Source organism: Frigoribacterium sp. AP1 (assembly GCF_056680555.1).
The window spans coordinates 2,873,509-2,886,657 of the sequence record NZ_CM155288.1; the positions used below are offsets into that span (position 1 = coordinate 2,873,509).

Below are 13,149 nucleotides of genomic sequence, written 5' to 3' on the forward strand. Positions count from 1 at the left end.
GTGCCCCGAGCGTCCGACGTCGCCCCCGGCGTCCGATAATCTGGCCGCACCATGTTCTGCCCCTTCTGCCGCCACCCCGATTCCCGAGTCGTCGACTCCCGCACCAGTGACGACGGCACGTCGATCCGTCGTCGCAGGCAGTGCCCGAACTGCGGTCGTCGGTTCAGCACGACCGAGACCGCGAGCCTCAACGTGGTGAAGCGCAACGGCGTTCTCGAACCGTTCAGTCGCGACAAGATCATCTCGGGCGTTCGCAAGGCCTGCCAGGGTCGCCCGGTGACCGACGGCGACCTCGCCGTCCTGGCGCAGAAGGTCGAGGAGGCCGTCCGGGCGAGCGGTGCGTCGCAGATCGAGGCCAACGACATCGGTCTGGCCATCCTGCCTCCGCTCCGCGACCTCGACGAGGTGGCGTACCTGCGATTCGCCAGTGTGTACCAGGCCTTCGACTCGCTCGAGGATTTCGAGGCCTCGATCGGTCAACTGCGCGAAGAGCACGCGTCCCGTCCGCTCTCCACCCGGTCGGTCGACGAGTGAGGACCCCGTACCGCGTCCTCTTCGACGTCGTCTTCGCCAAGATGGACCCCGAGGACGCCCACCATCTCGCCTTCCGGGTCATCAAGGCGATCCCCGAGGTGGGCCTGGCCGGCGTCGTCGGACGCCTGACGGCCCCGGCACCGTCCCTCGCCGTCGAGACGCTCGGACTCCACTTCACCTCACCTTTCGGCGTCGCAGCAGGCTTCGACAAGGACGCCAAGGGCATCCCCGGTCTCGGCGCGCTCGGGTTCGGGCACGTCGAGGTGGGCACGGTGACGGCTCGGCCGCAGCCCGGCAACGACCGTCCTCGACTCTTCCGTCTCGTCGCCGACCTCGCCGTCGTGAACCGCATGGGGTTCAACAACTCCGGCGCCCACGCGGCGGCTCTCGAACTCAGCAGGGCACGGTCGGCCCCGTCACGGCCTGTCATCGGTGTGAACATCGGCAAGAGTCGCGTCGTGGACGTCGACGACGCGATCGACGACTACCTGGCCAGCACGCGCCTCCTGGCTCCACTGGCCGACTACCTCGCCGTGAACGTCAGTTCGCCCAACACCCCGGGTCTCCGCGGGCTGCAAGAGCTCGACAGGCTCGCCCCGCTCCTCGAGGCCGTCCGCGACGCCGCGGGGCACACCCCCGTGCTGGTCAAGATCGCCCCCGACCTCGACGACGACGGGGTCCGCCGGATCGGTGCCCTCGTCACCGAGCTCGGCCTGGCGGGCGTGATCGCCACCAACACGACGGTGTCGCGAGAAGGCCTCGTCACCGAAGGCTCCGTCGTCGAGGCTGCGGGAGCCGGTGGTCTTTCGGGTGCGCCGCTCGCCAGGCGATCCCTCGAGGTCTTGAGGCTCGTCCGGGAGTCCGTCCCGAGCGAGACGTGCGTCATCTCCGTCGGGGGCGTCTCGAGCGCCGAGGACGTCGACGAACGACTGCGCGCCGGGGCCACGCTGGTGCAGGGCTACACGGCCTTCCTCTACCGCGGGCCGCTCTGGGCGCGCCAGGTCAACCGAGGGCTCGTCGCCCTGCGTCGGCGACGGCCCGCCGCCTGACGAGACCTCCGGTCCACGCAGCCACCGACGCGAAACGGCGTCACCCACCAGGGGTGACGCCGTTCGTCGTCCGGGGTGACGCGCCTAGGCGGTCGGGTACTCGCCGCGCTTGACCTGCGGCTTGGGCAGGCGCATGGGCTTGAGCTGCATCGCGCGCATGGCGGCGTACCAGCGGTTGCCCTTGCGGACGTTCTCGGCACCGTACTTGGCGGCGAGCTTGCGGTTGACACTGCGGCCGACGATGAGGCAGTCGACGACGGCGAGGGCGAAGAATCCCCAGAGCACGAGCAGCGTGATCGACTGGATGGCGGCCGACTGCACGAGAGTCATGGCGATGACGACGACCATGATCGGGATCATGGCCTCGCCCACGCTGAAGCGGGCGTCGACGTGGTCGCGGATGAAGCGTCGCTGCGGGCCCTTGTCGCGGTCGGGCAGGAATCGTTCCTCGCCGTTCGCGAGGCCGACGCGGGCACGGTCACGCTGCTCGGCCAGACGGGCCCGCTGGGCCTTCTGGGCTTCTTTGCCCGAGGCGACGAGGGGCCTCTGGTTGGCAGCCTCGCGCTCGCGTCGCGTGGGCGTCGGCCGACCCTTGCCGACCGCGGTCGACTCGGGCTCGGCGACGGTGGTCGTCTCGGTCGTCTTGCTGTCTGGCTTGGCCACGGGAGATCCTCAGGGTTGTCCGAGTTCCTAAGATTACCTGCATGAGCGACTCGCAGCATCCCGTCCGACCGACCGATCCCCGTACTGTCAGCGAACTCGCGGAGGCCGTGCACGCGGGTCTGCCCGCGACGATCAGTGACCTCGGCGCCCTCGTGCGCATCCCCTCCGTCTCGTGGGATGCCTTCGACCCCGAGCACGTGCGACGCAGCGCCGACGCGGTCGCCGCCCTCGTCGAGGGCACGGGCCTCTTCGACCAGGTGACCGTGAGCAGGGCCCCCGTCGGTGGCAGCGGGACCCTCGGCCAGCCCGCCGTGCTCGCCCGACGTGCGGCTCGCGACGGCAAGCCGACCATCCTCCTGTACGCGCACCACGACGTGCAGCCGCAGGGCGACGACGCCGACTGGGACACCCCTCCGTTCGAGCCGACGGTCAAGGGCGATCGCCTGTACGGACGGGGCGCGTCCGACGACAAGGCCGGCGTGATGACGCACGTGGCGGCCCTCCGCGCGGTGCACGAGGTGCTCGGAGACGACCTCGGCGTCGGCGTCTCGTTGTTCATCGAGGGCGAGGAGGAGTTCGGTTCCCGCTCCTTCGCCGACTTCCTCGTGCAGCACCAGGACGAGCTGCGTGCCGACGTCATCGTCGTGGCGGACTCCGACAACTGGAGCACGACGGTGCCCGCCATCACCGTCGGCCTGCGCGGCAACGTGACCTTCCGCCTGACCGTCCGCACCCTGGCCCACGCGTCCCACTCCGGCATGCTCGGCGGGGCGGTGCCCGACGCCATGCTGGCCATGGTGAAGCTGCTCGCGACCCTGCACGACGACGACGGCAGCGTCGCCGTGGCCGGGTTGACGAGTCGTGAGGCCGAGCACCCGGAGCAGAGCGAACAGCAGTTGCGCGACGAGAGCGGCCTGCTCGAGGGCGTGAGCCCCATCGGACGCGGTCCGATCCTGAGTCGGGTGTGGTCGCAGCCCTCGATCACCGTGACCGGCATCGACGCCCCGTCGGTCGCCAACGCGTCCAACACGCTGAGCCCCGAGGTGTCGGTCCGCATCAGCGCCCGCATCGCCCCCGGCCAGACCGCCGAGGACGCCTACGCCGCCCTGGAGGCGCACCTGCGTGAGCACGCACCGTTCGGCGCCCACGTGCAGATCGACGACGTCGACCGGGGCGATCCCTTCCTGGTGGACACGACCGGCACGGCCATCGCCGACGCCACGGTCGCGATGACCGAGGGCTGGGGCGAGGCGCCGGTCCAGACGGGCATCGGCGGGTCGATCCCGTTCATCGCCGACCTCGTCCGGACCTTCCCCGAGGCCCAGATCCTCGTCACCGGCGTCGAGGACCCCGACACCCGGGCGCACAGCCCGAACGAATCGCAGCACCTCGGCGTGCTGCACCGGGCGATCCTCAGCGAGGCGATCCTGTTGGCGCGTCTCGACGCGAGGGGCTGACCGGCGCGACCCGCGCCTCCTCGGCGCCGGCGACACCCGGGGGAGGCGCGGGTCCGGAACAAAACCGGTCCCCGGCTGCTTACACTGGTCGACGACGAGTGCCCCGCACTCGACCCGGCCCGAAGGAGGCACCATGACCGACATCGCAACCGCTCCCGTCGACGCGAAGGCGCACGGCGTGACGATCACGTCCACCGCCGCGGACAAGGTGAAGAGCCTGCTCACGCAAGAGGGCCGGGACGACCTGCGCCTCCGCGTGGCGGTCCAGCCCGGTGGCTGCTCGGGGCTCATCTACCAGCTGTACTTCGACGAGCGCATGCTCGACGGCGACGCGACGGTCGACTTCGACGGCGTCGAGGTCATCGTCGACAAGATGAGCGTCCCCTACCTCGACGGCGCAGCCATCGACTTCGAGGACACCATCCAGAAGCAGGGGTTCACCATCGACAACCCCAACGCGCAGGGCAGCTGCGCCTGCGGCGACAGCTTCCACTGATCGTCGACGGGCGGCTCCGAGCCGCGCGTCGAGAGGGGATCATCCGCGAGGGTGATCCCCTCTCGCGTGTCCCGTGCTCGTTCTCGCTCGACGTCGAGAGGCTTCCGGCGCGTGCCGTGCGCTGGGGGGTCGAACCTGCGAGTAAGCTAGGCAGGTCCCCGTCAACACTGGGAACACCCCCCACTGTCGTGTCATCCGAGAGGTAACAGTGCGTTCTAACCGCCGTCTTCGTTGGGCTGCCGCCCCCATGGCAGTCGTCCTGGCTCTCGTGCTAGCGGGGTGCACCACCGACCAGCTGCAGGGGTGGCTGCCCACCACCGCGGGCACGACCAACCACGTGGACCGCGTCATCGGCCTCTGGGTCACCTCGTGGATCGTGTTGCTGATCGTCGGCGTCATCGTGTGGGGCCTGATCATCTGGGTGTGCGTGGCCTACCGCCGCCGCAAGGGCCAGACGGGCCTGCCCGTCCAGCTGCGCTACAACATGCCGATCGAGATCTTCTACACGGTCGTGCCGCTGATCCTCGTGCTGGGCTTCTTCGCCTTCACCGCCCGCGACCAGGCCGCCATCGAGGCGCCCACCGCGAGCCCCGACGTGAAGATCGACGTCTACGCCAAGCGCTGGGCGTGGGACTTCAACTACATCGACCAGCAGAACGAAGACGAGAGCGTCTACTACCAGGGCATCCAGGCGCAAGAGCTGGGTGACGGCACGATCGACGAGAGTCAGCTCCCCGAGCTCTACCTCCCCGTCGGCAAGACCGTGCAGATCGACCTCAAGTCGCGCGACGTGGCCCACTCCTTCTGGATCATCGACTTCCTCTACAAGAAGGACACGATCCCCGGCAAGACCAACTCGATGTACTTCACGCCCGAGAAAGAAGGCACGTTCAGCGGAAAGTGCGCTGAGCTGTGTGGCGAGTACCACTCGCTGATGCTCTTCAACGTCAAGGTCGTGTCGCAGTCCGAGTACGACCAGTACCTGCAGACGCTCGACGCCGAGGGCAACACCGGCCTGCTGGGCGACCAGTACAACACCAACACCAACCAGCCCGGCACCGAGGCACCCGCCAACGCCGCCGGCACCGAAGACTCCGAGAAGTAAGGCACGGTTCGATGAGCTCAGCCACCGCCACCCGTCCCACCACCGGTGGGACCTCGTCCGGTCAGAACTTCGGAGCCTCGAAGGTCGGCCGCAAGGGCAACGTCGTCGTCAACTGGATCACGTCGACCGACCACAAGACCATCGGGTACATGTACCTGATCACGTCGTTCCTCTTCTTCTGCCTCGGCGGGGTCATGGCGTTGATCATCCGCGCCCAGCTCTTCGCCCCGGGCCTCGAGATCGTCGCCACCAAAGAGCAGTACAACCAGCTCTTCACGATGCACGGCACGATCATGTTGCTCATGTTCGCGACCCCCCTGTTCTCGGGCTTCGCGAACGTCCTCATGCCGCTCCAGATCGGTGCGCCGGACGTCGCGTTCCCCCGACTGAACGGCTTCGCCTTCTGGCTCTACTCCTTCGGCTCGATCATCGCCGTCGCCGGCTTCCTCACCCCGCAGGGTGCGGCATCGTTCGGTTGGTTCGCCTATGCGCCCCTGAGCGACACGACGTTCTCTCCAGGACTGGGTGGAAACCTGTGGGTGTTCGGTCTCGGCCTCACCGGGTTCAGCACGATCCTCGGTTCGGTGAACTTCATCACCACGATCGTCTCGATGCGCGCCCCGGGCATGACCATGTGGCGCATGCCGATCTTCACCTGGAACACCCTGATCACCTCGATCCTCGTGATCATGGCCTTCCCGGTGCTGGCCGCGGCTCTCTTCGGCCTCGGCTTCGACCGCGTCTTCGACGCTCAGGTCTTCAACCCCGCCAACGGTGGCGCCATCCTCTGGCAGCACCTGTTCTGGTTCTTCGGTCACCCCGAGGTCTACATCATCGCCCTGCCGTTCTTCGGCATCGTGTCCGAGGTGTTCCCGGTCTTCAGCCGCAAGCCGATCTTCGGGTACAAGACTCTCGTCTACGCAACCATCTCGATCGCGGCCCTGTCCGTGACGGTGTGGGCGCACCACATGTACGTCACCGGCTCCGTCCTGCTGCCGTTCTTCTCCCTGATGACCATGCTCATCGCGGTCCCCACCGGTGTGAAGATCTTCAACTGGATCGGCACCATGTGGCGCGGCTCGGTCACCTTCGAGACGCCGATGCTCTGGGCGATCGGCTTCCTGATCACCTTCACCTTCGGTGGCCTCACCGGCGTGATCCTGGCGTCGCCCCCACTCGACTTCCACGTGTCCGACACGTACTTCGTCGTGGCGCACTTCCACTACGTCGTCTTCGGCACGGTCGTCTTCGCCATGTTCTCGGGCTTCTACTTCTGGTGGCCGAAGTGGACGGGCAAGATGCTCAACGAGCGCCTCGGCAAGATCCACTTCTGGATGCTGTTCGTCGGTTTCCACACGACGTTCCTCGTGCAGCACTGGCTCGGCGTCATGGGCATGCCCCGTCGCTACGCCACGTACCAGCCCGAGGACCACTTCACGTGGATGAACCAGCTCTCGACCATCGGCGCCATGTTGCTGGGTGTCTCGATCCTGCCGTTCCTCTACAACGTGTACATCACGGCTCGTCGTGCGCCCAAGGTCGAGGTCAACGACCCGTGGGGTTACTCACGTTCGCTCGAGTGGGCGACGTCGTGCCCGCCGCCGCGACACAACTTCACGTCGATCCCGCGCATCCGTTCCGAGTCGCCGGCATTCGACCTGAACCACCCCGAAGCCGGACTGCCCGTCGGCATCGGCCCGGTGAAGGACGCACCTGACGCCCCCACGTACGACGCGTCCAGCGAGAAAGTGAAGTAACCCCGATGAAGACCAACGCGACGCTGTTCTGGATCCTCGCGATCTTCTTCTTCCTCATGTGCGCGGTCTACGTGCTCTGGAGCCTGCTCGACACCGGCCAGGTCGAGTGGGCGGGCACGCTGGGCATCGGTTTGGCCGGCATGCTCGGCGCCTTCTTGGCGTTCTACATGGGCCGCTCGCACGCCACCCAGGGGGGCGAGCTGCCCGAGGACCGTCTGGACGCCAACATCGACGACGGTGACCCCGAGATGGGCTTCTTCAGCCCCTGGTCGTGGTGGCCGATCATCCTCGCTGCTGGTTGCAGCCTCATCTTCCTGGCGCTGGCCGTGGGCATGTGGATCATCTACATCGGTGCCGCTCTGACGGCAGTGGCTCTCGTCGGCTGGGTCTACGAGTACTACCGCGGCAACTTCGCACACTAGTTCGCCTGCTCGTTCGAGCGGGAAGGGCGTCGGTCTTCGGACCGGCGCCCTTCGTCGTCCCACGTCTGGCGCGAGGCTCTCGACGGCAGCCTCGAGGGAGCGCCATCGGCCGTCGGTCATCAACGTGACGGTCTCAAGGCGGCAGCATCGCGACTGACGGTAGACCCACAAGAGCAGTTGGGAGTGTGGGGCTTGACGGCCCTGGTGGCGACAGCAGCAGGCGCTGCTGCCGGGGCCCTCGATCCCGACGCTCTGGGCAGCAGAGGGCGGCGAGCCAGCCCGTACCGTGGTTGGCAAGCCAGGCCTTACCGTGCGGGGCAGGCCAGGCCGCGCCGCGGGGGGTGGCAGGCCAGGTCGCATCGCGGGGTGGCAAGCAAGGCCGCACCGCGGGGTGGCCAGCAAGGCCGCACCGTGGGGTGGCCAGCAAGGCCGCACCGTGGGGTGGCCAGCAAGGCCATACCGTGGGGTGGCCAGCAAGGCCGCACCGTGGGGTGGCCAGCAAGGCCGTACCCGTGGGGTGGCCAGCCAGGCCGTACCCGTGGGGGAGAGACCTCTCCGATGAAGCAGAGGCCCGGTCTTCCGGTGATTGGTGCATGTGAAGCTCCTCGGTGTCATGGCTCCTAGCGACAACTCGGCCCAGGATGTTTGCGACGCCACCCGGGGCCGGCCTGAGGGCCATCCAGAGTCCGCTAGGTCGGCCGGGGTCTCGGCGGAGCCGACGGAGGCCGTGCGCGTACTTCCGGCAGTGGATGATGTCCACAGAGCGGCCATGACGCCCTGACCTCCATCGGCCCGGGGAAATCGCCTTCCGCGCGAGCAGGACCGGTGCGAGGGGGTCCGCGGGACGATGCTCTCCGAGGGGAGGTCTAGACATCGCCGCCAGATGAGGGCAGGCGGAGGGGTGCCCGGGAGGTCGAGCCCGTGTCTATTCACTGACCGGGAAGAACCCGCGGTGACCGGGCCGAGTCACGTCCTGTCGACGACGAGCGCCGACACGGAGGCCGTGGGCGGGGGAAGGACCTGTTGTCATCCTCGGCTGCGTACGCGCCAACTTGGGGGGCGAGCGCCAGGGAATAGGATGGGAGCCCCTCGAGCGCGCGAGGTCGACCTGGTGGGCACGTCGTCGTGGCGAGACGAAGAGGCCCTTGTCGGCCCCGGGCAGCCCACCTCCCCGAGCACATATCGTGGATGCGGCTGAGAGATGCCGACTCGGGCGGGCTCTCTACGAGGGGCGGGGGCTGGTCACGTCGGCACCTGGCCGTCTCCCGGGGATGGCATGCTGGCGCTGGTGTGGCTGAGCCGGAAGGGAAGCCCTGGGCTCCCTGCGAGTACGGCCTGGGCATGCGGGTCTCCCCAGGGAATGCCGAAGGCCCGGCTGCACAGAGCGTGCAACCGGGCCCGGGGACTACCGAAGGTCAGTGGCCTTCGTCGTGGTGCGATGCCTCGATCTCGGAACGCTTCACCGGAGCGATGCGGTCCTCGAAGAAGAACGACGATGCCGACGCACGTGCTCGCTGCAGGGCCGTGATCTTCCCGTTGGCGTTGGGACGGACCATGAGGGGTTCGTACTCGTTGAAGTCGAGCAGACGCCAGCGCTCGTACTCGTCGAGCTGCTCGTGCACCTCGATGTACTCGCCACCGGGAAGGCGCACGATGCGTCCCGACTCGTAGCCGTGCAGAGCGATCTCACGGTCCTTCTTCTGAAGGGCGAGGCAGACACGCTTCGTGACCCAGAAGGCGATGAACGGGCCGACGATCAACGCTGCCTGGCAGGCGTGGATCACGTAGTTCAACGACAGGTGGAAGTGGGTCGCCATGATGTCGGAGCTCGCCGCTGCCCAGAGGCTGGCGTAGAACACGATGCCGGCCGCACCGATGGCGGTGCGCGTCGGAGCATTGCGGGGCCGGTCGAGGATGTGGTGTTCGCGCTTGTCGCCGGTGACCCATGCCTCGAAGAACGGATACAGCAGCACCACGACGATGAAGAGACCGAGCACCGCGATCGGCACGAGGATGTTCATCGACACCGTGTACCCGAAGGCCACGAACTCCCAGCCCGGGGGCACGAGGCGGAGGGCACCGTCGGCGAAGCCGATGTACCAGTCGGGCTGCGTACCCGCCGACACAGGGGACGGGTCGTAGGGCCCGTAGTTCCAGATGGGGTTGATCGTGAACAGCGAGGCGATCAGGACGATGACGCCGAAGACGATGAAGAAGAATCCACCGGCCTTCGCAGCGAACACGGGCATGACCGGAACGCCCACGACGTTTTGGTTGGTCTTGCCGGGGCCGGCGAACTGCGTGTGCTTGTTGATGATCAGCAGCAGCAGGTGGACACCCAGCAGGGCGATCAGCAGCGCCGGCAGCAGCATGATGTGCAGCGAGTAGAAGCGACCGACCATGTCGGTGCCCGGGAACTCGCCACCGAACACGAGGTACGAGATCCAGACGCCGATCACGGGGATGCCCTTGATCATGCCGTCGATGATGCGCGCACCGTTGCCCGAGAGCAGGTCGTCGGGAAGCGAGTATCCGGTGAAGCCCTCGGCCATGGCGAGGATCCACAGCGTGAAGCCCACGACCCAGTTGATCTCGCGGGGCTTGCGGAACGCGCCGGTGAAGTAGACGCGCAGCATGTGCAGCATGATCGCTGCGACGAACAGCAGGGCCGCCCAGTGGTGGATCTGCCGGAAGAGCAGACCACCGCGGATGTCGAACGAGATGTCGAGCGTCGACGCCATGGCGGCCGACATGTTGAGGCCCTTGAGCGGAACGTACGAACCGTTGTAGTTGACCTCGGCCATCGACGGCTGGAAGAAGAACGTCAGGAACGTGCCCGAGAGCAGGATGACGACGAACGAGTACAGCGCGACCTCGCCCAACATGAACGACCAGTGGTCGGGGAAGATCTTGCGACCCACCTCTTTGACCAGGCCGGACATGCTCGTGCGCTCGTCGATGTAGTTCGCCGTGGCACCGAGGAATTTGTTGGTCTTCGTCGGGGCGAAGGCCGGAGCCTTGCCGATGTTGTCCGACGTGGCCGGTTCGGCACCCTGTGCCGGGGTGGTGGTGATCACTTTTCGCGCTCCCAGAAGCTCGGGCCCACAGGTTCGTGGAAGTCGCTCTGCGCGACGAGGTACCCGTCGGCGTCGACCGTGATGGGCAGCTGCGGCAGGGGGCGCTTGGCGGGCCCGAAGATCACTTCGCAGTTGTTCGTCACGTCGAACGTGGACTGGTGGCAGGGGCAGAGCAGGTGGTGTGTCTGCTGTTCGTAGAGGGCCACGGGGCACCCGACGTGCGTGCAGATCTTGGAGTAGGCGACGATTCCGTCGTACTGCCAGTCTTCGCGTCCTTCGGCCGGATTGAGATCTTCCGGCTTGAGGCGCATGAGAAGGACGGCCGCTTTGGCTTTCTCTTCGAGCAGGTGTTCTGATTCGTTGAGGTTCTCGGGGATGACGTGGAACACCGATCCGAGGGTGACGTCCGACGCCTTGATGCGGGTGCCGGAGGGGTCGGCGGCGAGGTGCATGCCTTCTTCCCACAGCGTGTGGCGCAGGACGGCATTGGGATCTTCGGCCGGGGCGAGGTCGCGGAACAGCACGACGGCCGGCAGGGGAGTCGCGACGAGGGCACCGATCAGGCTGTTACGGATGAGCGAACGGCGACCGAAGCCACTCTCGTGGTTGCCCAATGCGAAGACCTCGACGGCCTTCTCACGCGTCGGCTCGGAACCGCGCGTGTCGTGGCGCATCTCGGTGATCTCTCGAGCCGGCATGAGCGTCTTGGACCAGTGGACCGCACCGATTCCGACCGACAGCAGCCCGAGGGCGATGCCGAGACCGAGGAACAGGTTGTTCAGTCGGACCGAACCCGAGTCGCCCGACGTGATCGGGAACGCGACGTAGGCGCCGATGGCGGCGATGCTGCCGACGATCGACAGGAAGAAGAACAGGCTGACCTGGCGTTCGGCACGCTTCTCGACCTTGGGGTCGATGTCGGTGACGCGATCGCGGTGCGGCGGCTCACCCGGGTTCTGGAACACGTCGGACGTCACGACCGCCGTGCCGGCCGAGACCTGTCGAGGCTCGCGCTTCTCGACAGCCGAGCCCGCCGTGGGGGCCTCGTCGTCGTGCTCTGCCATTGATTCTGCCTTTCGTGAAGTACGGAGAGAACGCGGGTCAGTTCGACCGTGCGGTCAGCCATATGGTGATCGCGACGATCGCACCGAGCCCGAAGATCCAGATGAAGAGACCTTCGGCGACGGGGCCGAGGCTCCCGAGCTCGAATCCACCCGGCGACGGGTTGTTCTCGACGTACTTGAGGTACGTGATGATGTCGGCCTTGTCTTGGGGCGACAGGTTGAGGTCGTTGAAGACCGGCATGTTCTGCGGGCCCGTCTGCATGGCCTCGTAGATGTGGTGGGCGGTCACCCCGTCGAGTGCGGGGGCGAACTTGCCCTGGGTGAGTGCCCCACCCGCTCCGGCCACGTTGTGGCACATGGCGCAGTTGATGCGGAACAGCTCGGCACCGTTGGTCGTGTCGCCGTCGGCCTGGAGCAGCGACTCGTCGGGGATCGCGGGCCCGGGGGCGAGCGACGCGACGTAGGCGGCCATGGCGGCGACCTGCTCGTCGGAGAACTGCGTCGGCTTCTGTTCGGCCTGCGGGCCGTTGACGGCCATGGGCATGCGTCCCGTGCCGACCTGGAAGTCGACCGAGGCGGCCCCGACGCCGATCAGGCTCGGACCGCTGTCGGTGCCCGCCGCGCTCAGGCCGTGGCAGGTCGCGCAGTTCGAGGCAAAGAGCTTCTGGCCCTCGTCGATGCTCTGCTGCGAGGTCGCGGTCGCGCTGCTCTCGTCCGCCGAGGCGGTCGAGGAGAAGAGCGCGTAGGCACCGCCCGTGGTGAGCAGACCGACCAGCAACAGGGAGGCGGTGGCGACGGGGCCGCGACGGCCGGCCTTCTTGGTGCGTCGGGAGGACGAGGTTCTCGTGAACATGCTGTGCAGACGATCCAATGCCTATTTGAGGAGGTAGATGACGATGAAGAGGCCGATCCAGACCACGTCGACGAAGTGCCAGTAGTACGACACCACGATGGCCGTGGTCGCCTCTTTGTGCCCGAAGTTCTTGACCGCGTACGCGCGACCGATGGTGAGCAGGAAGGCGATCAGACCACCGATGACGTGTGCACCGTGGAAGCCGGTCGTCATGTAGAAGGCCGAGCCGTAGGCGCTCGAGCTGAGGGTGACGTGCTCGGAGATGAGGGTCGCGTACTCGAAGACCTGACCGCAGACGAAGACCGCGCCCATGGCGTAGGTGAGGAAGAACCACTCGACCATGCCCCAGCGGCTGACCTGGAACAGGCGGCCCGTGCGGTGCGGCTGCATGCGCTCGGCGGCGAACACGCCGAACTGGCAGGCGACCGACGAGAGCACCAGGGTGATCGTGTTGGTCAGCGCGAACGGCACGTTGTGCAGCGCCGTCTGGTCGGCCCACAGGCCGGGAGACGTCGAGCGGAGCGTGAAATAGATCGCGAAGAGGCCGGCGAAGAACATGACCTCGCTGCCGAGCCACACGATGGTGCCCACGGCAACCGTGCTGGGTCGGTTGACGACAGGGCCGCCAGAAGGTCTCGAGAGAGAGGTACTTGTCACGAGGTCCATTATGCC

The 13,149-nt window shown here is 67.0% G+C and carries 12 protein-coding genes; 7 read left to right on the forward strand and 5 right to left on the reverse strand.

The features are described from left to right. The first annotated feature begins 51 nt into the window (after positions 1-51). Both nrdR and AC1MBW_RS13645 read left to right on the forward strand, forming a co-directional pair. A complete protein-coding gene (gene nrdR / locus AC1MBW_RS13640; protein WP_054146163.1) occupies positions 52-534 on the forward strand; it encodes a transcriptional regulator NrdR in 483 nt (160 codons plus the stop codon). Beyond that, positions 531-1,583 carry a quinone-dependent dihydroorotate dehydrogenase gene (locus tag AC1MBW_RS13645; RefSeq protein WP_480024824.1) on the forward strand — a complete coding sequence of 351 codons (1,053 nt, stop codon included), beginning with the start codon at positions 531-533 and terminating at the stop codon, positions 1,581-1,583. Before nrdR ends, AC1MBW_RS13645 begins: the two co-directional genes overlap by 4 nt. Positions 1,584-1,667: 84 nt before the next feature. Here AC1MBW_RS13645 and AC1MBW_RS13650 read toward each other — a convergent pair whose 3' ends face one another. Further along, positions 1,668-2,246 (reverse strand): DUF3043 domain-containing protein, encoded by a 579-nt coding sequence (locus AC1MBW_RS13650; protein WP_054146162.1) that lies wholly within the window; start codon positions 2,244-2,246, stop codon positions 1,668-1,670. A 41-nt stretch (positions 2,247-2,287) separates the two neighbouring features. On the opposite strand from AC1MBW_RS13650, the gene AC1MBW_RS13655 reads away from it, so the two are divergent. The 5 genes from AC1MBW_RS13655 (at position 2,288) to AC1MBW_RS13675 (ending at position 7,483) form a co-directional block, all read left to right on the forward strand. Beyond that, positions 2,288-3,703 carry a M20/M25/M40 family metallo-hydrolase gene (locus tag AC1MBW_RS13655; RefSeq protein WP_480024825.1) on the forward strand — a complete coding sequence of 472 codons (1,416 nt, stop codon included), beginning with the start codon at positions 2,288-2,290 and terminating at the stop codon, positions 3,701-3,703. Between the two features lie 133 nt (positions 3,704-3,836). Next, on the forward strand, positions 3,837-4,199 hold the full coding sequence (gene erpA / locus AC1MBW_RS13660) for an iron-sulfur cluster insertion protein ErpA (RefSeq protein ID WP_043594936.1): 363 nt from the start codon (positions 3,837-3,839) through the stop codon (positions 4,197-4,199). Positions 4,200-4,407: 208 nt separating this feature from the next. Continuing rightward, the gene (gene ctaC / locus AC1MBW_RS13665) at positions 4,408-5,304 is read left to right on the forward strand and encodes an aa3-type cytochrome oxidase subunit II (RefSeq protein WP_043594937.1); all 897 of its coding nucleotides are present in this window, start codon (positions 4,408-4,410) and stop codon (positions 5,302-5,304) included. 11 nt (positions 5,305-5,315) lie between these two features. Then, positions 5,316-7,061: an aa3-type cytochrome oxidase subunit I gene (gene ctaD / locus AC1MBW_RS13670; protein WP_082059957.1), complete on the forward strand. Its 1,746-nt coding sequence runs from the start codon at positions 5,316-5,318 to the stop codon at positions 7,059-7,061. A 5-nt stretch (positions 7,062-7,066) separates the two neighbouring features. After that, positions 7,067-7,483 carry a cytochrome c oxidase subunit 4 gene (locus AC1MBW_RS13675; protein ID WP_054146161.1) on the forward strand — a complete coding sequence of 139 codons (417 nt, stop codon included), beginning with the start codon at positions 7,067-7,069 and terminating at the stop codon, positions 7,481-7,483. Positions 7,484-8,898: 1,415 nt separating this feature from the next. On the opposite strand, the gene qcrB is transcribed toward AC1MBW_RS13675, so the two are convergent. From qcrB to ctaE, 4 genes are read right to left on the reverse strand one after another with little or no spacing between them, the layout of a single operon-like run. After that, positions 8,899-10,509 (reverse strand): cytochrome bc1 complex cytochrome b subunit, encoded by a 1,611-nt coding sequence (gene qcrB / locus AC1MBW_RS13680; RefSeq protein WP_054146201.1) that lies wholly within the window; start codon positions 10,507-10,509, stop codon positions 8,899-8,901. Positions 10,510-10,556: 47 nt separating this feature from the next. Continuing rightward, positions 10,557-11,624 carry a cytochrome bc1 complex Rieske iron-sulfur subunit gene (gene qcrA / locus AC1MBW_RS13685; protein WP_043594939.1) on the reverse strand — a complete coding sequence of 356 codons (1,068 nt, stop codon included), beginning with the start codon at positions 11,622-11,624 and terminating at the stop codon, positions 10,557-10,559. Between the two features lie 37 nt (positions 11,625-11,661). Then, positions 11,662-12,477 carry a cytochrome bc1 complex diheme cytochrome c subunit gene (gene qcrC / locus AC1MBW_RS13690; protein ID WP_054146200.1) on the reverse strand — a complete coding sequence of 272 codons (816 nt, stop codon included), beginning with the start codon at positions 12,475-12,477 and terminating at the stop codon, positions 11,662-11,664. A 21-nt stretch (positions 12,478-12,498) separates the two neighbouring features. Beyond that, positions 12,499-13,143: an aa3-type cytochrome oxidase subunit III gene (gene ctaE, locus AC1MBW_RS13695; protein WP_082059958.1), complete on the reverse strand. Its 645-nt coding sequence runs from the start codon at positions 13,141-13,143 to the stop codon at positions 12,499-12,501. Positions 13,144-13,149: the final 6 nt, after the last annotated feature.